Annotated in this window: 20 protein-coding genes; 9 read left to right on the top strand and 11 right to left on the bottom strand. The window is 63.2% G+C overall.

All coding sequences use genetic code 11. The annotated features are described in order from the left end of the window. The coding region (locus QZY01_RS02710; RefSeq protein ID WP_294533015.1) for a sulfatase-like hydrolase/transferase at positions 1-1,191 on the top strand (1,191 nt) is incomplete at its 5' end. A gap of 222 nt (positions 1,192-1,413) precedes the next feature. On the opposite strand, the gene QZY01_RS02705 is transcribed toward QZY01_RS02710, so the two are convergent. The 3 genes from QZY01_RS02705 to QZY01_RS02695 form a co-directional block, all read right to left on the bottom strand. After that, on the bottom strand, positions 1,414-2,052 hold the full coding sequence (locus tag QZY01_RS02705; protein ID WP_294533013.1) for a PEP-CTERM sorting domain-containing protein: 639 nt from the start codon (positions 2,050-2,052) through the stop codon (positions 1,414-1,416). A gap of 275 nt (positions 2,053-2,327) precedes the next feature. After that, the gene (locus tag QZY01_RS02700) at positions 2,328-2,462 is read right to left on the bottom strand and encodes a hypothetical protein (protein ID WP_294533010.1); all 135 of its coding nucleotides are present in this window, start codon (positions 2,460-2,462) and stop codon (positions 2,328-2,330) included. Next, the gene (locus tag QZY01_RS02695; protein ID WP_294533007.1) at positions 2,459-3,346 is read right to left on the bottom strand and encodes a branched-chain amino acid aminotransferase; all 888 of its coding nucleotides are present in this window, start codon (positions 3,344-3,346) and stop codon (positions 2,459-2,461) included. The genes QZY01_RS02700 and QZY01_RS02695 overlap by 4 nt, the downstream gene beginning before the upstream one ends. 328 nt (positions 3,347-3,674) lie before the next feature. Here QZY01_RS02695 and QZY01_RS02690 point away from each other — a divergent pair, with 328 nt between their 5' ends. From QZY01_RS02690 to QZY01_RS02675, 4 genes are read left to right on the top strand one after another with little or no spacing between them, the layout of a single operon-like run. Beyond that, positions 3,675-4,157, top strand: a complete 483-nt coding sequence (locus QZY01_RS02690) for a MarR family transcriptional regulator (protein ID WP_294533021.1) — start codon at positions 3,675-3,677, stop codon at positions 4,155-4,157. Positions 4,158-4,192: 35 nt separating this feature from the next. Continuing rightward, complete coding sequence (locus tag QZY01_RS02685) at positions 4,193-4,888, top strand: response regulator transcription factor (RefSeq protein ID WP_294533018.1); 696 nt, start codon at positions 4,193-4,195, stop codon at positions 4,886-4,888. Next, a complete protein-coding gene (locus tag QZY01_RS02680) occupies positions 4,885-6,276 on the top strand; it encodes an ATP-binding protein (protein ID WP_294533004.1) in 1,392 nt (463 codons plus the stop codon). Before QZY01_RS02685 ends, QZY01_RS02680 begins: the two co-directional genes overlap by 4 nt. Before the next feature lie 18 nt (positions 6,277-6,294). Next, on the top strand, positions 6,295-7,152 hold the full coding sequence (locus QZY01_RS02675; protein ID WP_294533001.1) for a DUF1186 domain-containing protein: 858 nt from the start codon (positions 6,295-6,297) through the stop codon (positions 7,150-7,152). Between the two features lie 275 nt (positions 7,153-7,427). On the opposite strand, the gene QZY01_RS02670 is transcribed toward QZY01_RS02675, so the two are convergent. The 4 genes from QZY01_RS02670 to QZY01_RS02655 all read right to left on the bottom strand — a co-directional run bounded on the left by QZY01_RS02670 (position 7,428) and on the right by QZY01_RS02655 (position 10,094). Then, positions 7,428-8,108, bottom strand: a complete 681-nt coding sequence (locus QZY01_RS02670; RefSeq protein WP_294532999.1) for a TetR/AcrR family transcriptional regulator — start codon at positions 8,106-8,108, stop codon at positions 7,428-7,430. Between the two features lie 96 nt (positions 8,109-8,204). Then, positions 8,205-9,014 (bottom strand): pyrroline-5-carboxylate reductase, encoded by an 810-nt coding sequence (gene proC / locus QZY01_RS02665; protein WP_294532996.1) that lies wholly within the window; start codon positions 9,012-9,014, stop codon positions 8,205-8,207. Next, a complete protein-coding gene (locus QZY01_RS02660) occupies positions 9,014-9,517 on the bottom strand; it encodes a YbjN domain-containing protein (protein WP_294532994.1) in 504 nt (167 codons plus the stop codon). The genes proC and QZY01_RS02660 overlap by 1 nt, the downstream gene beginning before the upstream one ends. 310 nt (positions 9,518-9,827) lie before the next feature. Beyond that, positions 9,828-10,094: an accessory factor UbiK family protein gene (locus tag QZY01_RS02655; protein WP_294532991.1), complete on the bottom strand. Its 267-nt coding sequence runs from the start codon at positions 10,092-10,094 to the stop codon at positions 9,828-9,830. A gap of 181 nt (positions 10,095-10,275) precedes the next feature. Here QZY01_RS02655 and lgt point away from each other — a divergent pair, with 181 nt between their 5' ends. The 3 genes from lgt to pgeF are packed head-to-tail and all read left to right on the top strand — an operon-like array spanning position 10,276 to position 13,036. After that, positions 10,276-11,136, top strand: coding sequence for a prolipoprotein diacylglyceryl transferase (gene lgt / locus QZY01_RS02650; protein ID WP_294532989.1), 861 nt, complete (start codon positions 10,276-10,278; stop codon positions 11,134-11,136). Continuing rightward, entirely contained in the window at positions 11,133-12,239 is a 1,107-nt protein-coding gene (locus QZY01_RS02645) for an SAM-dependent methyltransferase (RefSeq protein WP_294532986.1), read from the top strand. The genes lgt and QZY01_RS02645 overlap by 4 nt, the downstream gene beginning before the upstream one ends. After that, a complete protein-coding gene (gene pgeF / locus QZY01_RS02640) occupies positions 12,236-13,036 on the top strand; it encodes a peptidoglycan editing factor PgeF (RefSeq protein WP_294532984.1) in 801 nt (266 codons plus the stop codon). The genes QZY01_RS02645 and pgeF overlap by 4 nt, the downstream gene beginning before the upstream one ends. Before the next feature lie 190 nt (positions 13,037-13,226). Here the strand turns inward: pgeF and QZY01_RS02635 are convergent, their stop codons facing one another. Together QZY01_RS02635 and QZY01_RS02630 are read right to left on the bottom strand one after the other, a co-directional pair. Beyond that, the gene (locus QZY01_RS02635; RefSeq protein WP_294532982.1) at positions 13,227-13,637 is read right to left on the bottom strand and encodes a DUF1801 domain-containing protein; all 411 of its coding nucleotides are present in this window, start codon (positions 13,635-13,637) and stop codon (positions 13,227-13,229) included. A gap of 67 nt (positions 13,638-13,704) precedes the next feature. After that, a complete protein-coding gene (locus QZY01_RS02630; protein ID WP_294532979.1) occupies positions 13,705-14,157 on the bottom strand; it encodes a GatB/YqeY domain-containing protein in 453 nt (150 codons plus the stop codon). 152 nt (positions 14,158-14,309) lie between these two features. Here QZY01_RS02630 and carA point away from each other — a divergent pair, with 152 nt between their 5' ends. After that, positions 14,310-15,500: a glutamine-hydrolyzing carbamoyl-phosphate synthase small subunit gene (gene carA, locus QZY01_RS02625; RefSeq protein WP_294532977.1), complete on the top strand. Its 1,191-nt coding sequence runs from the start codon at positions 14,310-14,312 to the stop codon at positions 15,498-15,500. Between the two features lie 72 nt (positions 15,501-15,572). Here carA and panB read toward each other — a convergent pair whose 3' ends face one another. Together panB and QZY01_RS02615 are read right to left on the bottom strand one after the other, a co-directional pair. After that, positions 15,573-16,394 carry a 3-methyl-2-oxobutanoate hydroxymethyltransferase gene (panB, locus tag QZY01_RS02620; RefSeq protein ID WP_294532976.1) on the bottom strand — a complete coding sequence of 274 codons (822 nt, stop codon included), beginning with the start codon at positions 16,392-16,394 and terminating at the stop codon, positions 15,573-15,575. 34 nt (positions 16,395-16,428) lie between these two features. Continuing rightward, a partial coding sequence (locus QZY01_RS02615) for a hypothetical protein (RefSeq protein ID WP_294532973.1) occupies positions 16,429-16,637 on the bottom strand: 209 nt, incomplete at its 5' end.

The following is a 16,637-nucleotide window of genomic DNA, read 5'->3' as shown; positions in this document are numbered from 1 at the left end:
GGCAAGAACCATCTCGGCGACAAGGACGAAATGCTCCCCACCGCCCACGGCTTCGACGAATTCTACGGCAATCTCTATCCTCTGAACGCCGAGGAAGAGCCCGAACTTCCCGATTATCCCAAGCCCAACGATCCGGAATTTCCCAATTTCCGCAAGAATTTCGGCCCGCGCGGCGTGATCCACAGCTATGCTCTGCCCGATGGCGGGCAGAAGATCGAGGACACCGGCCCGCTGACCAAAAAGCGGATGGAGACCATCGACGACGACATCGCCGACCGCTCGGTCGAATTCCTCGACAAGCAGGTGAAGGCGAAGAAGCCGGTGTTCCTGTGGGTCAATTTCACCCACATGCATTTCCGCACGCACCCCAAGCCTGAAAGCATCGGCCAGGCCGGGCGCTGGATCGGCCCCTATGCCGATGTGATGATCGATCACGACAAGAATGTCGGAACCGTGCTCGATGCGATCAAGAAGCTCGGCATCGAGGACAACACCATCGTCTTCTATTCCACCGACAACGGCCCGCACATGAATTCCTGGCCGGATGCGGCGATGACGCCGTTCCGCAACGAGAAGAACTCGAACTGGGAAGGCGCCTATCGCGTGCCGGCGATGGTGCGCTGGCCCGGCCACATCAAGCCGGGTGGCGTCGCCAACGGCGTCGTTTCGCATCTCGACTGGCTGCCGACGCTGCTCGCGGCTGCCGGCGCGCCCGACATCAAGGAGAAGCTGCTGACCGGCTACAAGGCGGGCGACAGGACCTTCAAGGTCCATCTCGACGGCTATAACCAGTTGCCTTACTTCACCGGCGAGGTGAAGGCGAGTCCGCGCAAGGAGTTCTTCTATTTCTCCGACGACGGAGACCTGACCGGGATGCGTTACGACAACTGGAAGTTCGTCTTCGCTGAACAAAGGGCCGAGGGCACGCTAAAGGTATGGGCGGAACCCTTCACCCAGCTTCGGGTGCCGAAAATCTTCAATCTGCGTCTCGACCCCTATGAGCGCGCCGACGTCACGTCGAACACCTATTACGACTGGCTGCTCGATCACGCCTTCATGCTGATTCCGGCGCAAACCTATGTCGGCCAGTTTTTGGGGAGTTTCAAGGATTTCCCGCCCCGGCAGAAATCCGCGAGCTTTTCGGTCGATCAGGTTCTGGAAACCTTGCAGAGGCCGTTGCAGCACGACTGACGAAAATGGAGAAGGGCGCCTCGCGGCGCCCTTTTTCAAATCCGTTTGAGCTTTTATCTGGCCGCGCGCGCGACGTTTTCAATATCCGGAATATTGTCCAGCCCTTTTGAAAAAGACCGATGGCGGCTCTTCCGCCCGGAGCGGCGCCGGCTGACGCCGGAGTCAAAGCCTTTGCTTGCGACAAGTCCAAAGCAAAGGCCGATGGGCTAGGGCAAGAGCCGATCAGGCGGCGAGGGTCGCCGCCTTGTTGCGGCGATAACCGACGAAGCCGAGTCCGGCGAAGCCCGCGAGCATCATCGCCCAGGTCGAAGGCTCGGGAACGGCGTTGGAAACTAGGGCGTAAGCGAACGCCGAGCCGTCCAGGGTCGCCGGATTCGGAAGCGTATTTATGGTGAAATCATTGGTGAACGAGTCGAAGGTGAACGCTCCGTTGTTCGGGGGAAACACCGCCGCGAAGCTCGCCAGCTGACCCGATGTCGAACTGCTGTAGCTGAATGTATTGACCGCCGTACCGCCCAGGTAGAATATGAAGGTCCCATCGACTCCGGTGCCATCCAGAGGGAACGCACTTCCCGTCAAATATTGAAGAATATCGGTGCGCACGACGGATTGCGGGATCGTATAGGCGCTCGTCAACGTAACCGTCGAATCGATGGTGTCGCCCTGACTGACGGTGATGGCGTTGTCCGGGTCCAATCCCGTCAAAGTCAGGTAATGCACATCGAAGATATAGCCGAAGGCGGGAATCGAATATTGTGTGAAATTCGCGGGATCTCCGGAGAGATTGAGGGTGTAGTTTGTCGCCTGGGCCTTGCCGGCGCAAATGGCCAGCGCCGAACTGGCCAATAAGGTTCCGATCAATCGGACCCCGTTCAATCTTGGTTTGGATTGCATAAACCTACCCCCCTAAGATTCGTAGCGGACAAGTCGGGCAAAGCCAACGACTTGAAATAAAAGTATAAAAACGCCCACCCTCCACGGCGAGGCCAAAGCTGTTTCTATACATCTCAAAAATATTTAATTCATCGGCAAAAATCAATAAAAATAATCGAATTAAGATAATAGCACGCCGATTTGAGCTAGGCCGTCCACGATTTATTTCGCTATCTATTTGACATAATGTCGTAATCCAAACGCTATGTGATTGGCGCGTCGCTCGCCTGCTTTAGCCGGACCGGATTCGCTTGCCGCAGGTTGGCGCCGTTGGCGTTTCGGGCGCCCACGGCAGCACTGGCGCGGACCAGAATCTCGAACAGGTTCGACAGGATCAAGCCGCCGCCTTCTTCGGCAGAACGGCCCTGGCGTAATCCTCGATCAGCACGCGCGAAATGGCGCCCGGTGCGAAATGGTAGGGGCCGATTTCCGAAACCGGCGTGACCTCGGCTCCAGTGCCGCAGATGAAACATTCCTCGAAACCGGCCAGTTCCTCGGGCATGATGCGCCGCTCGACGACCTCGATGCCGCGCGCCTTGGCGAGCCCGATCACCGTCTGGCGGGTGATGCCGTTGAGAAAACAATCGGCAAGCGGCGTGTGGATCGCGCCGTCCCTGGTGAACAGGATATTGGCGCCAGTGCATTCGGCGACGCGGCCTTGCCAGTCGAGCATCATCGCATCGGCATAGCCGCGCCGCTCGGCGCGATGCTTGGAGATCGTGCAGATCATGTAGAGGCCGGCGGCCTTGGAATGGCAGGGCGCGGTCAGCGGATCGGGGCGGCGGTATTCGGCGATGTCGAGCCGGACGCCCTTCATCTTGGTCTCGATGTCGAACATCGACGGCCATTCCCAGGCGGCGATCACGACATGGATCGTGGCGTGCTGCGCCGCCACCGCCATCATTTCCGAACCGCGCCAGGCGACCGGGCGGACGTAGCAATTTTCAAAGCCGTTTTTCTCCACCACCTGCGCCTTGGCGGCGTCGAGTTCCTCGACCGACCAGGGGATGTCGAAATCGAGCATATGGGCTGAATTCTTGAAACGCTCGGAATGTTCGCGCGACTTGAAGATCACGCCGCCATAGGCGCGCTCGCCCTCGAAACAGCAGGAAGCATAGTGCAGGCCATGCGACAGCACATGGAGTTTGGCGTCCTGCCATGGAACCAGCGCGCCATCCATCCAGATGAACCCGTCGCGCAGGTTGAAAGGCAGGACAGACATCGCAAAGCTCCTCTTAGAACGGCTTTAGGGACTTTCCGGGGACCGGCGCATCGCCAAAACCGCGATTTCCCTTGGGTTTTGCGCCGAAGCACGAAAATCTGCCCGGAGATCCGATCGGCATTTTCGCACGCCGTATCGGGCTTGACGACTAGCAATCGACCTGAAATATGTCAATAGAACTGACATAATCCGTCGGTAATTGCGCCGGGAAGGAATTTGAGGCGTCGACATGGAAGACGCTTTCCACGGCAAGGTGGAGCCGCCGCGCCCCGATTCGCGCGATGCCGGCGCGTGGCGCGAAGTTCTGCCCGCCGGCCAGCAACAACCGATGTTCGACCTGATCGAACTGTTCTTTTTCGCCTATCGCGATTTCATCGGCGATGCGGACCGGCTGTTGCTGCGTTATAATTTCGGCCGCGCCCATCATCGCGTGCTCTATTTCGTCGATCGCCGCCCCGGCCTTGCGGTCGCCGAACTGCTGGACCTGCTCAAAATCACCAAGCAAAGCCTGTCTCGCGTGCTGAAAGACCTGCTCGATCAGCTTTATCTCGAACAACGGCCCGGCGTCTGCGACCGGCGCCAACGCCTGCTGTTTCCCACCAACAAGGGCCGCGCGCTGGCGCTCGAACTGGCGCAGTTGCAGACGCGGCGTTTCGCCCGGGCGCTCGACAGCCTGCCCGAAGGCGCGCGCGCGCAGGCCGCGGCCTTTCTTGCCGCCGTTTGCGATCCGCCGGCGCAGGACGCCCCCCGCGGAACCGCTCAAGCGGCTTCTCAAGAAGTGTGGGAAGAAATGCCCGGAGGCGCCTCGTGACCGAGGAAGAAGCCGCAGCGCCGGCCGACGACGCCATGCATCTGCTGATCGTCGACGACGACCGGCGCATCCGCCAATTGCTCACGCGCTTCCTGCAGGGCGAGGGCTTTCGCGTCACGGCGGCGGTCTCGGCCGAGGACGCCCATGCCCGGATGCAAGGCCTGCATTTCGACCTGATCATTCTCGACGTGATGATGCCGGGCCAGAGCGGCTATGAGTTCGCGGCGCGCATCCGCGCCGAAAATTCGCCCTTCGCCGAGGCGCCGATCCTGATGCTGACCGCCCGCGCCGAGACCGAGGACCGGGTCCGGGGGCTTGAGGCCGGCGCCGACGATTACCTCTCCAAACCTTTCGATCCGCGCGAACTGGCGCTTCGCGTCGCCTCGATTCTGCGCCGTTCGGCGCCGCGCCTGCCGGCGCCGGGCGCGCCCGGCCAGAACGCCGTGCGTTTCGGCGATTTCCTGTTCGATCCCGATCGCGGCGAATTGCGGCAGGGCGACGAGGTCATCCGCATCACCGAGCGCGAACGCGACATGCTGCGCATTCTCGTCGAAATTCCCGGCGAAACCGTTTCGCGCGAGGCTTTGGGCGGCGGCGGCGGCGCGGCCAACGAGCGCACCGTCGACGTCCAGGTCAACCGTCTGCGGCGCAAGATCGAGGCCGATCCGGCCAACCCGCTGCATCTGCAAACCGTGCGCGGCCTCGGCTACAAACTGGCGATCGAGCGATGAATCAGGCGTCGGCGGCGCTGGTCTCCCGTTTCGGGCAGGCTTTTTCCCTCGCTCGCCGGCTGTGGATCGGTTTTTCGCGGACGCTGGCCGGCGTCATGCCCAAGGGGCTTTACGCCCGCTCATTGCTGATCGTCATCGTGCCGATGGTCATTTTGCAATCGGCGATCGCGCTGGTGTTCATGGAGCGCCATTGGCAATTGGTGACCTTTCGCCTGTCCAGCGCGGTGACGCAGGACATTGGCGCGCTGATCGACATCCACCGCGATTTCGGCGCGCTCGACCCCGACAGCGCCAGACTCGAGGCCATCGCCCGCCAGCGGCTCAATCTCGAAGCGGAAATCCTGCCCGCCGGGCCGCTGCCGCCGGCCCTGCCAAAACCGTTTTTCTCGCTGGTCGACCGCGCCATGTCGAGCGAGATCGAGCGCCAGATCCGTCTGCCGTTCTGGATTGACACCGTCGGGCAGTCCGATTTCATCGAGGTGCGCATCGACATGGGCGACGCGATCTTGCGCGTCGTCGCCCATCGCGGCCAGGCCTATGCCTCCAACACCCATATTTTCATCGTCTGGATGGTCGGCACCGCGCTGGTGCTGATCGCCGTCGCGATTTTGTTCCTGCGCAACCAGATCAGGCCGATTCTGGCGCTGGCCGACGCGGCGGAGGAATTTGGCAAGGGCCGCGAGGTCGAGTTCCGGCCGCGCGGGGCGCGCGAAGTGCGGCGCGCGGCCTATGCCTTTCTCGAAATGAAGCGCCGTATCGAACGGGCCATGGACCAGCGCACGACCATGCTCAATGGCGTCAGCCACGATCTGCGCACCATCCTGACGAGGTTCAAATTGTCGCTGGCCTTGCTCGGCGATGAGGCGGAAGTCGAGGAACTGACCGGCGACGTCGATGAAATGCAGCGCATGCTCGAAGCCTATCTGGCCTTTGCGCGCGGAGACATCGGCGAGGCGTCGTCGCCGAGCGACATTCCCGTTCTGCTCGAAACCCTGCGTCAGGAATCCGAGCGGCTCGGCCACGAAACCGAGGTGGTCTATACGGGCGAACCCATCGCCACGGTGCGCCCCGACGCGTTCAAGCGCTGCCTCGCCAATCTGCTCAACAACGCCCTGCGCTATGGCCGCAAAATCCGGCTGGAAGGCTCGTGCGACCAGAAATTCCTGCTGATCCATGTCGATGACGACGGGCCGGGCATCCCGCCGAACTTGCGCGAAAACGCTTTTCGGCCCTTTGTCCGGCTCGACAAGGCGCGCAACCAGGACGAGGGCGGCACCGGCCTCGGACTGGCCATCGCCCGCGACATCGCTCGCGCCCATGGCGGCGACGTGTTTCTGGCCACCAGCCCGCTCGGCGGCTTGCGCGCCAGCCTGCGCGTGCCGGTTTGAAACTTTACGGAGACCGAAATGAATCTCGTCGCCATGGCTCTGGCCGATCTCGCCGGGGCGGAGACTTTTCCGCTCGATGCGATCATGACCCTGCGGCAGAAATGGGATTTGGCGCGCGAACCGTTGCTGGCTAGTCTGGCGGCCTGCGCCTCCGGGGCCGACCGCACCCCGGAAAACGCCGAAACGGTGTTTTTCGGCCTGCATCTCCTGGCGGAAAAGCGCGAGACGGCGGCTTTCGCGCCTTTGGTCTCGCTGGCGCTGGAAGGCGAGGACACGCTTTACGATCTGATCGGCGACGCCACCACTGCGACCCTGTCGCAAATTCTCATCAGCCTTTACGACGGCGATCTCGCGAGTTTGAAGGGCCTGATCGAGGCGCCGGCGGCGTGCTCCTGGGCGCGGGTCGCGGCGCTGGAGACTTTTTCCTGGTTGGCGGCGAGCGGCGAAATCCCGCTGGAAGACGCCCGCGTCTATCTGGCCGGACTTTTCGACACGCTAAAGCCGAGGTCGGGCGATCCGGTCTGGTACGGGTGGCAGAATTGCGTCGCCTTGCTCGGCTTTGCCGAGTTGGAGCCCTCGGTCGCCCGCGCCTTCCGGCAGGGACTGGTCGAGAACGACATGCTGTATTTCGAGGATTTTCAGGCGGATCTCCGCGAAAGCCGCGCCGCCCCGGACCTCCGCGCCTATCTGGCGGAACGCGGCCTGAAGCCGATCGACGACGCGCTGGAGGCATTGGCGGTTTTCGACGCCGACGAAGGAGAGGAGGCCGAACCGGAACAGCCAGCCGCCAACCCCAACCGCAATGTGGGCCGCAACGACCCGTGCCCCTGCGGAAGCGGGAAAAAGTACAAGAAATGTTGTCTGGCGGCGGAGTGAAGGGGCTTGCCACCTGCGAGCGGCAGGAATTCGGGGACTGGATCGAATTGCGCCGTCGCGATTTGAACGGATTGGCGCGGCGACCGGGGCGCAATTCGTTTCCTGTCCCCGCAATTCCGGGTGGGAAGGAGCGGCCTTGTGTCTCATCGGAAGGGTGCAGACGGGGCGATTTCTTCGAAAAAAAAGGGATTTGGTAAAGCGTCACCGAGATCAAGCGTCACCGAGATCCACCGAAATCGTGTGTTTCTCTTGGCAGGGTAGTCTATTGCTTGTAACTACTTCCGCCCCCCTCCGCCCAAAATCCTCTCGGCAAAATTCCGCAGCGGCGCCGCCAGCGGCTCCAGCCGGCGCCTTACGTCTTCCGCGCGGGTGACAAAGCTTTCGCCGCGCGCGATTTCCTTGTCCAGCGCCGCCATGGTCGGCGCCTGATCGGGCGTGGCGTCGGCGAGCCAGACGTGGAACACGCGAGTCCAGGACAGGGCGAGGCCCTGCAATTTCAGGGCGCCGAACGGGCCTTCGCTGTTGAGGCCCGCCGCCTCCAGCATGAAGCGCAGCGAATTGACAGTGAGCTGATTAAGCTGCGGCAGCGAGGCCGGATCGTGCATCGCCCAGGCGTCGATATTTTTGAGCGCCGGCTTGTAGGGCGTCATGGCGTCGAAACGCCGCATCAGCACGTCGAACAGCCGGTCCTTGGCTTTTTCGTCGGCGAGATCGCTGGTTTGCCCGTCGAGCACCTGTTTGTCGATGCGCCGCGCGAAGGCGCCCAAAATCGCGCCCTTGGACGCAAAAGCGTCGCGGAACTGCGAAAGGTGGACATTGGCGCGGTCGGCGACATCGCTCAGCGAAATCTCTTCCCAGGGTTTTTCGGCGGCCAGACCCATCAGCGCATCGACGATTTTCTCCCGCAAATCGCCGGGATTGTGCGGCCCTTTCGCGCTTTTCTTCGCCTCGCTCATCGCTTGCTCCTGCTTGCTCGACGTCAAGGATGAACCAGGCGAGGCGTCGCGGCAAGCGAAGATGAGTGTTTTCTGCGCGGCGCCGTGCGCCGATTTTCAGCCCGAAAGCTCTTCCGCCCGCCGGGCCGCCGCCGCCGTGGCGCGCGCCATCAGGACGTGCAGGACTTCCTCCGCCATCAGCACGTCGAGCGCTGCCTGGGTCGTGCCGCCAGGAGAGGTGACGTTTTTGCGCAAAATCTCGGCCGGGGTTTCCGGCGAGCGATAGAGCAATTCGCCCGAGCCCTCGACCGTGGCGCGGGCCAGCCGCAAGGCCAGATCCGGCGGCAGGCCCAGATCGGCTCCGGCCCGAGCCAGGGCTTCGACCAGCAGGAAGACATAGGCCGGGCCGGAGCCGGAAATGGCGGTGACCGCGTCGATCAGCTTTTCCGACGCCACCCACTCGACCGCGCCGACGCCGCCGAGCAGCCGTTGCGCGCTTTCGCGCTGCGCCGCCGTGACCCTTTCGCCGGCGAAGGCGCCGGTGATGCCGCGCCCGATCGAGGCCGGCGTGTTGGGCATGGCGCGCACGATTCTTGCGGCAGGCAGGCGGGCGGAAAGATTGGCGATGGTCTTGCCGGCGAGGATCGAGATCAGCAGGCTGTGGGCGCCAAACAAGGGCGCCAGCGCCGGCGCCGCCGCTTCGAGCATCTGCGGCTTGATCGCCAGCACGACGACGCTGGCGGGCGCGGGCGGCGGATTGAGCGCAAAACCCTGTTCCGCGGCAAGATTTAGCAAAAAATCGCCAGGATGCGGCTCATAGACCGCGATGTCGCGCGGCGAAAAGCCTCCCGACAGCCAGCCGCCGAGCAGCGCCGCGCCCATTTTGCCCGCGCCGACGAGGGCGAGCTTGCCCGGGGCCGGCATCATCAGGCTTCGCCGTGGGTGTCGAACATCGCACCTTCGAGCGCCTCCACCGTGGTCTTGCCGGCCCACACGACGAACTGGAACGCCTGATAATAGCGTTCGCAGGCCTCCAGGGCATTGGCCATGATCGCCTCGCATTGCGCGTCATTGGGCTGGGCGCCGCCGGCCAGCAGCATGGCGTGGCGAAACATCACCACACCGTCGCGCGACCAGACGTCGAAATGGCCGACCCATAATTGCTCGTTGATTTTGGCGACGAGACTGGCGGCCTCGGCGCGCCGCCGCTCGGGAACTTTCAGGTCGAAAGCGCAGGCCAGATGCAGCGCCTCGCATTGCGCCAGCCAGGTGAAGGCGATGTTATAATCCGCCCAGCCGCCGGCGACGCAGATCGAAATTTCATCGGGATCGTCGCGGTCGAAGCTCCAGTCCTTCAGGTTGGCCAGCCGTTCGACGACGTCGACCGGGTGTTCCACCCGCTCATTCATTTCAATTCCGGAAAGCAGCATCGATCGGTCCTGAGCGCGCGGGGCGCAACAGTTTTAAGGGAACGCGGCGAATACACGTGCATTGTTCGAGATAGCCGGCGAACAACGCCGCTGCATCGGCGAATCACCCGGACAACCCACTATAGGCAGATTTCGTCGACAACGGAATCCTGTCGGCGACTGCTGCGAAGGTGCGGGATTTACGCGGATTCGTCCATCCAATGCGGGCTCGCGTCCACAGCTAATCGCTCCGGTCCGCAAAAAACCGGGAAGGGCCGGCAAAAGCCGGCAAATCGCTCGTTGACGAATGTTTCTTGTCCAGCGGGGGAGATCAGCCCTTCGCCTCGTGGGCGGCGAGTTTCGCCTCAAGATCGGCGATGCGGCGCTCCAGTTCGTCATTGGCGTTGCGCGCGGCCACGGCCATGTCGCGCACCGCCTCGAATTCCTCGCTCTTGACCAGATCCATGCCGGCAAGCAGCCGTTCGACCTGGGCCTTGATCGCCGCTTCGGCTTCCTTGCCGAGGCTGCGCGCTGCGCCGGCGGCATCGTTGAACAGGCGCGACATGTCGTCGAAAAAGCGGGGGCGCGGGGAGGGCATTTTCATAGGCTCCGGGGGATTTCAGCTTGCCCTGAAATGGGCGTGAGGGCGGGTCAATGCAAGAATCTTGTCGCATTAAATGAGCGATATCGGTTTCGCACGCAAAAATCGCGCTCTTGCCGGCGGGCGCGCGCTTGTTTACGCCGGACGCCAGGCCGCGCGCCGGCGACAGGAATGCGACATGCCGATCTTTCTGCTGAACTTTCCGGTCATCGATCCGGTGATGATCAACCTCGGCCCCCTGCCGATCCGCTGGTATGCGCTCGGCTATATCGTCTCGCTGGCGGCGGGCTGGCGGATCGCGGCGCGCCTCGTGCGCAGCGACCGCCTGTGGGGCGATGTCCCCCGGCCCTCGGCTGAAAGCCTGGACGATCTTCTGGTTTTTGTCGCCTTCGGCGCGGTGCTGGGCGGGCGCATCGGCTATGTATTGTTCTACAATCTGCGCTACTTTCTCGAAAATCCGCTCGAAATCCCGGTGTTGTGGAAGGGCGGCATGGCTTTCCACGGCGGCCTCGCCGGAGCGGCGCTCGGGGCCTGGCTGTTCTCGAAGCGGGTGAAAATTCCGTTCCTGACCGTCGCGGATCTGGCTTGCGCGGTGGCGCCGATCGGCCTGTTTCTGGTGCGCCTCGCCAATTTCATCAAGCCGGAGCTTTGGGGCCGCCCGACCGATGTCCCCTGGGCGATGGTCTTTCCCGGCGCCGGTCCGGAGCCGCGCCATCCGAGCCAGCTTTACGAGGCGGGGCTGGAGGGGCTGGCGCTCGGCCTGATCCTGTTTTTCGCGGTGCGCGGCGGCGCTTTTCGCCAGCCGGGATTGACCTGTGGCCTGTTCCTCGGCCTTTATGGTCTGGCGCGCATTTTCTGCGAATTCTTTCGCGAGCCGGACCCGCAACTCGGCTTTTTGTTCGGAGGCGCCACCATGGGAATGGCGTTGTCGGCGCCGCTGGCGGCGATCGGTTTTGTTTTGGTCCTTAATTCATTGCGCAAATCCCGGCGCGGGAACAATCCGGCGGTGCGCGACAAAGGCCAGGGAGGCGGCGAATGACTGAAGCCCACCATCACACGCTTGGCGCGGAACTGCGCGAGATCATCGCCATTGAGGGGCCGATTTCGCTCGAGCGTTTCATGGAGCTGGCGCTGACCCATCCGACGCTCGGCTATTACACCACGCGCGATCCTTTCGGCGTAGATGGCGATTTCATCACCTCGCCCGAAATTTCGCAGATGTTCGGCGAATTGCTCGGCCTGTGGGCGGCGCAGGTCTGGCGCCAGATCGGCGCGCCCGAAATTGTGCATCTCGTCGAACTGGGGCCCGGCCGCGGCACGCTGATGGCCGACGCCCTGCGCGCCGCCAAAGCCGCGCCGGAATTTTTCGACGCCATCCATGTCGAACTGGTCGAGGCCAGCGATATTCAGGTCGAGCAGCAGCGCGCCGCGCTGGCCGGCTGCGGGCGCCCGGTGAACTGGCGCCGGACGGTCGAGGACGTGCCGCCCGGTCCGGCGATTTTCCTCGCCAATGAATTCTTCGACGCGCTGCCGGTGCGCCATTATGTCAACAGCCCGGAAGGCTGGCGCGAAAGGCTGGTCGGCCTCGACGCCGAGGGGGCCCTGACCTTCGGCCTGAGCGCCGAGGTCGAGCCCTATATCAAGGTCAAGACCGAGGACGGCTCGGTGCTCGAAATCGGCGCCGCCGCGCAAAGGCTGGTGACGCGCATCGCCGCGCGCATCGTCACAGAGAACGGCGCGCTGCTGGCGGTGGATTACGGCTATGATCTCACCACGCTGGGCGAGACCCTGCAGGCGGTCAAGGCGCATGATTATGTCGATGTGCTCGCCGAACCGGGCGAGGCGGACATCACCGCCCATGTCGATTTCTCGGCGCTGTCGCGCGCCGCCCGCGCCGCCAACGCCAAGGTGTTCGGCCCGGTCGGGCAGGGCGATTTCTTGATTCAAATCGGCATCGCGCAGCGCGCCGAGGCGCTGAAGGCCCAGGCCGAGCCAGAAGTCGCCGAACAGATCGATCTCGCTCTTGCGCGGCTTGCCGGCGCCGGCGAAAACGAGATGGGCGAATTGTTCAGGGTTCTGGCGGTGACGCGGCGCGGCGTCGAAGATATTCCGGGTTTCGCCGGCGACGATGCGACTTCATGACGCAGCACGACTTGATGACGCAGGACATTGAGTCGTCCGCGATCCGCGCCGCCGCGCTGGCGGAGGTGAACCACGCCTTTTTCACGCGCATCGGCGGCGTGTCGCGCGGCGTCTACGCCTCGCTCAATGGCGGGGTCGGCTCGAACGACGATGCCGCCGCCGTGGCGGAAAACCGCGCCCGCATGGCGCGTGTGCTGGGGGTGGCGGCGCAGAATTTTCTGGTGCCCTATCAGGTTCACTCGGCCGAGGCGCAAATTGTGTCGGCGCCCTGGCCTTCAAGCGAGCGGCCGCGCTGCGACGGCCTCGTCACGGCGACGCCGGGTCTGGCGCTTGGCGTCACCGGCGCCGATTGCGGCGTGCTGCTGTTCGCCGACCGGCGCGCCGGCGTGATCGGCGCCGCCCATGCCGGCTGGAAAGGCGCCTTGACCGGCATGGTCGAAGCGCTGGTCGCGGCGATGGAGGTTTTGGGCGCGCGCCGGCAAAATATTTGCGCGGCGCTGGGTCCGACCATCGCCGCGCCAAGCTATGAGGTCGGACCGGAGTTTTTGGCGCGTTTCGAGGCCGAGGACAAAGGATTTGCGCATTTCTTCGGCCCCTCTGAGCGCGCGGGCCATTTCATGTTCGATCTGCCGGGCTTTATCGCCTTACGCGCCGAACAGGCGCAAATTGGCTCTTTCGAGAATCTGCGCCTCGACACCTATGCCGACGAGACGCGGTTCTTTTCATATCGTCGCATGACCCACCGCAAGGAAGCCGATTATGGCCGGCTGGTCGCCGGAATAGCGCTTCGCGAGTGACGCCCTATGCGGCGAACACAAAGGGCGGCGGAGAGGGCTGCGCCTCCGCATGAGGCGCATTCAAGGCGGATTGAGAAGCGGGGCGCCAGAAGGTCGATTGCCTTCGCGAAAGGCGCCTCATCGGCTCGGACGCCCATCCGGCCGCATGGCGGACGTTATTGAGCAAGCCGCCGACGACCTGAACGCCGAGCTACTTCTTCCCCCATTGAGCGCGCACTGCGGCATTGGCCGCCACGGCGGCGCGAATCAGGTTCTTGAAAGCGGCGTCGTCGATCTTCTCGCCCTGGTGGAGGTCGATCGCGCGCCGCGTGTTCCCTTCCAGGCTCGAATTGAAGAGTTTTGAGGGGTCTTCGATGGCGGCGCCGCGCGCAAAGGTGAGCTTGACCGCCAGCTTGTAGGTTTCCCCGGTGCAGACCATGCCGTCATGCGACCAGACGGGAACTCCCCGCCATTTCCACTCTTCCTCGATATCGGGGCAGGCATCGTGGATGAGTTGACGGACCACGGCAAGGGTCTCGCCTCGCCAATCTCCCAGTTCCTGAATCCGCCGGGTGATGTTGTCTGAAGCGGTTTCGCGAGACGAAGGGGTTATCGGATTCATGGTGGCTCCCGTCGCCCCGTTTTTCTCCCCCTCCCAGTTAAAACAGAGAGGGGGAGAAGTCCCCCGCTTATCCCGCCAGTTCGGCCTTCACCAGCCCGCTGGCCTTCGAAAAATCCATCTTGCCGGAGTGCTGCGCCTTCAACGCCGCGATCACCTTGCCCATGTCCTTGACCGAGGCGGCGCCGGTTTCGACAATGGCCGCATGAATCGCCGTCTTGACTTCCTCTTCGGCGAGCGGCTTCGGCAGGAAGGAGGAAATCACCGCGATTTGCTCGCGCTCTTGCGCCGCCAGTTCGGGGCGGGCGTTGTTTTGGTAAATTTCCATCGATTCCTGACGGCTTTTCACCAGTTTCTGCAACAGCGCGAGAATTTCCTCGTCGCCGATTTCCTTGGCCGTGACGCGCGCTTCGATATCGCGGTCCTTCAGCGCGGCGTTGATCATGCGGATCGTCTCGACCCGGCGGCGGTCGCCGGCCTTCATTGCCAGCTTGAGTTCGGAGGCGAAATTTTCGCGCAGCATGGTTTTTTCCTTTTTTTTGCCGGTTTTGGCCGGGGTTGACGGGGCGAAACCGCGCGCCTAGCTTGCGCGCGAAACGAGACCCCTTAAATGCAGATGTCCGAGGCGCTTCGTTCGAGGCGTCTTCTCGTTTGCCGTTATGTAGAGCGCCGCCGATGCAGGATCAAGTCTTAGCCGCCGGATGGCGAACGCCTATTCACACCGCCTTGCTGGTCATGGCCGATGGAACGACGATCGAAGGGTTCGGTTTTGGCGCGCCCGGCAAGGCGGTCGGCGAAGTCTGTTTCAACACAGCGATGACCGGATATCAGGAAATCCTTACCGATCCCTCCTATGCCGGGCAGATCGTCACCTTCACCTTTCCCCATATCGGCAATGTCGGCGTCAACGACGAAGACGTCGAAACGGTGGAATTCGAACGGGTTTTCGGCGCGCGCGGCGTCATCGTGCAGGCGCCCGTGACCGCGCCGTCGAATTTCCGGGCGCAGAAAGGGCTCGACGCCTGGCTCAAGGCGCGCGGCATGATCGGCCTTTATGGCGTGGACACCCGCGCCCTCACCGCGCTGATTCGCGAAAAGGGCATGCCCAACGCGGTCATCGCCTATGCGCTGGACGGCAAATTCGATCTCGAAGCGCTCAAGGCCGAGGCCGCCGGCTGGCCGGGCATCGACGGGATGGACCTCGTTCCGGGCGTCACGGCGGCTCAAAGCTATGGCTGGAGCGAGACCACCTGGCGGCTCGGCGAGGGCTTCGGGGTCCAGCCGGCGCCGCGTTTCAAGGTGGTGGCGCTGGATTTCGGCGTCAAGCGCAACATTTTGCGGTTGCTCGCCGAGGCCGGTTGCGCGGTCAAGGTGGTGCCCGCGACAACCGGCGCCGAGGAAATTCTCGCCGAGAAGCCCGATGGCGTTTTTCTCTCCAACGGCCCCGGCGACCCGGCGGAAACAGGCAAATACGCCGTCCCGACCATCCAGAAAATTCTGGAGGCGCGGATTCCAACCTTTGGCATTTGTCTTGGCCATCAGATGATGGCGCTCGCGGTCGGCGCACAGACAACCAAAATGCATCAGGGCCATCACGGCGCCAATCATCCGGTGCAGGATTTCACCACTCACAAGGTGGAAATCGTCTCGATGAACCATGGTTTCGCGGTCGATGCGGCCAGCCTGCCGGCCAACGCCGTCGAGACGCACAAGTCATTATTCGATGGCTCGAATTGCGGCATCGCCCTGACCGACCGCCCGGCCTTTTCGGTGCAGCACCATCCCGAAGCCTCGCCCGGCCCGCAGGACAGCCATTACCTGTTCGCGCGATTTGTCGAGATGATGGAAAAGCACAAGGCGGCGTGAGTGGGCCATTCGAAGGCCAGGACAAACCCGTTCGCGCCGCCTTTCTCTGCACACGTGGAGAGGGGGGAGGCCTCACTCCCTTCCACCCAATACTTCCGCCTGAAACCGCGCCCAGACTTCCGGCGGCATGGCGGCGCAATTGGCCTTGGTCGGGAATTCCACCGCGCGCACATCGGCCTTGTAGCTCTGGCTCGCCCGCCGCATGATCTCTCCAACCTCGGCATAGCGGCGGTTGTGGCGGAAGTTCTTCTCGCCATAGCCGAGCACGTCGGGGAAGACCAGCACCTGGCCGTCGGTCGACGGTCCGGCGCCAATGCCGATGGTCGCGGCTTGAACGGCCTTGGTCACGGCGCCGGCCAGTTCCAAGGGCGCAAGCTCCAGCACCAGCATGAAGATGCCCGCCGCGTCGAGCGCCTTGGCGTCGGCGAAAATTTTCGCGGCTTCGTCGAAGGTCTTGCCGTGGACGCGCCGTTCTCCTGTCTGCGGCTCATAGCCGAGATGGCCGCAGACCGGGATGCCGGCGCCATCAAGCGCGCGGACGATTTCCGGATGGGCGCCCTCGAACTTGACCGCGTCGGCGCCCGCCTGTTGCAGGACCCGGGCGCTGGCCACCGCCTGTTCCGGCGTGTCGTAAGTGGCGAAGGGCAGGTCGCCGATGACGAAAGTCTCGGGCGCGCCGCGCCGCACCGCGCGCGTGTGATGCGCCATGTCGTCGAGCGTGACCTCGCGCTCGCTGGCATAGCCCAGAATATTGACGCCGACGCTGTCGCCGACCAGAATCACATCAATGCCGGCCTCCTCCTGCGCCCGCGCCTGCGGCGCGTCATAGGCGGTCAGCATGGCGATTTTTTCCGCTCGGCGCTTCATTTCGGCAAATCTGGCAAGCACGCGCATGTCGACATCCCTGTGGTGGCGGGCCGTCCGTAGCTTACCCCGCTTCACTTGAAGCGGGGTAAGCTCCGGATTCTTTTGAGAACGCATATCCTTTTCGCAAAACCGGCGTCCACTTTTGCGGGATATGCTCTAGCCCCTGCCGGCGGCGGCGTCCATCGCGCGCAAACATGGCTTTTTTGCCAAGAGCACAATCCCGAAAAGGTGCAGACTTTTCGGAAAAGAATGTGCGGTTGAATAAGAAGC

It is taken from the genome of uncultured Rhodoblastus sp. (assembly GCF_903903185.1).
GTDB lineage: Bacteria > Pseudomonadota > Alphaproteobacteria > Rhizobiales > Beijerinckiaceae > Rhodoblastus.
Note: the sequence above shows the minus strand (reverse complement) of the source record. Positions and strands in the feature narration are given on the sequence as shown.

Excerpts from the sequence above, each read along its gene's own strand:
- QZY01_RS02655 (WP_294532991.1), bottom strand. The coding sequence starts at position 10,094 with ATGCCCTCCCCGCGCCCCCGCTTTTTCGACGACATGTCGCGCCTGTTC.
- lgt (WP_294532989.1), top strand. The coding sequence starts at position 10,276 with ATGCCGATCTTTCTGCTGAACTTTCCGGTCATCGATCCGGTGATGATC.
- QZY01_RS02675 (WP_294533001.1), top strand. The coding sequence starts at position 6,295 with ATGAATCTCGTCGCCATGGCTCTGGCCGATCTCGCCGGGGCGGAGACT.
- QZY01_RS02690 (WP_294533021.1), top strand. The coding sequence starts at position 3,675 with ATGTTCGACCTGATCGAACTGTTCTTTTTCGCCTATCGCGATTTCATC.
- carA (WP_294532977.1), top strand. The coding sequence starts at position 14,310 with ATGCAGGATCAAGTCTTAGCCGCCGGATGGCGAACGCCTATTCACACC.
- pgeF (WP_294532984.1), top strand. The coding sequence starts at position 12,236 with ATGACGCAGCACGACTTGATGACGCAGGACATTGAGTCGTCCGCGATC.
- QZY01_RS02680 (WP_294533004.1), top strand. The coding sequence starts at position 4,885 with ATGAATCAGGCGTCGGCGGCGCTGGTCTCCCGTTTCGGGCAGGCTTTT.
- QZY01_RS02670 (WP_294532999.1), bottom strand. The coding sequence starts at position 8,108 with ATGAGCGAGGCGAAGAAAAGCGCGAAAGGGCCGCACAATCCCGGCGAT.
- proC (WP_294532996.1), bottom strand. The coding sequence starts at position 9,014 with ATGATGCCGGCCCCGGGCAAGCTCGCCCTCGTCGGCGCGGGCAAAATG.
- panB (WP_294532976.1), bottom strand. The coding sequence starts at position 16,394 with ATGCGCGTGCTTGCCAGATTTGCCGAAATGAAGCGCCGAGCGGAAAAA.
- QZY01_RS02660 (WP_294532994.1), bottom strand. The coding sequence starts at position 9,517 with ATGCTGCTTTCCGGAATTGAAATGAATGAGCGGGTGGAACACCCGGTC.
- QZY01_RS02630 (WP_294532979.1), bottom strand. The coding sequence starts at position 14,157 with ATGCTGCGCGAAAATTTCGCCTCCGAACTCAAGCTGGCAATGAAGGCC.
- QZY01_RS02695 (WP_294533007.1), bottom strand. The coding sequence starts at position 3,346 with ATGTCTGTCCTGCCTTTCAACCTGCGCGACGGGTTCATCTGGATGGAT.
- QZY01_RS02635 (WP_294532982.1), bottom strand. The coding sequence starts at position 13,637 with ATGAATCCGATAACCCCTTCGTCTCGCGAAACCGCTTCAGACAACATC.
- QZY01_RS02645 (WP_294532986.1), top strand. The coding sequence starts at position 11,133 with ATGACTGAAGCCCACCATCACACGCTTGGCGCGGAACTGCGCGAGATC.
- QZY01_RS02685 (WP_294533018.1), top strand. The coding sequence starts at position 4,193 with ATGCATCTGCTGATCGTCGACGACGACCGGCGCATCCGCCAATTGCTC.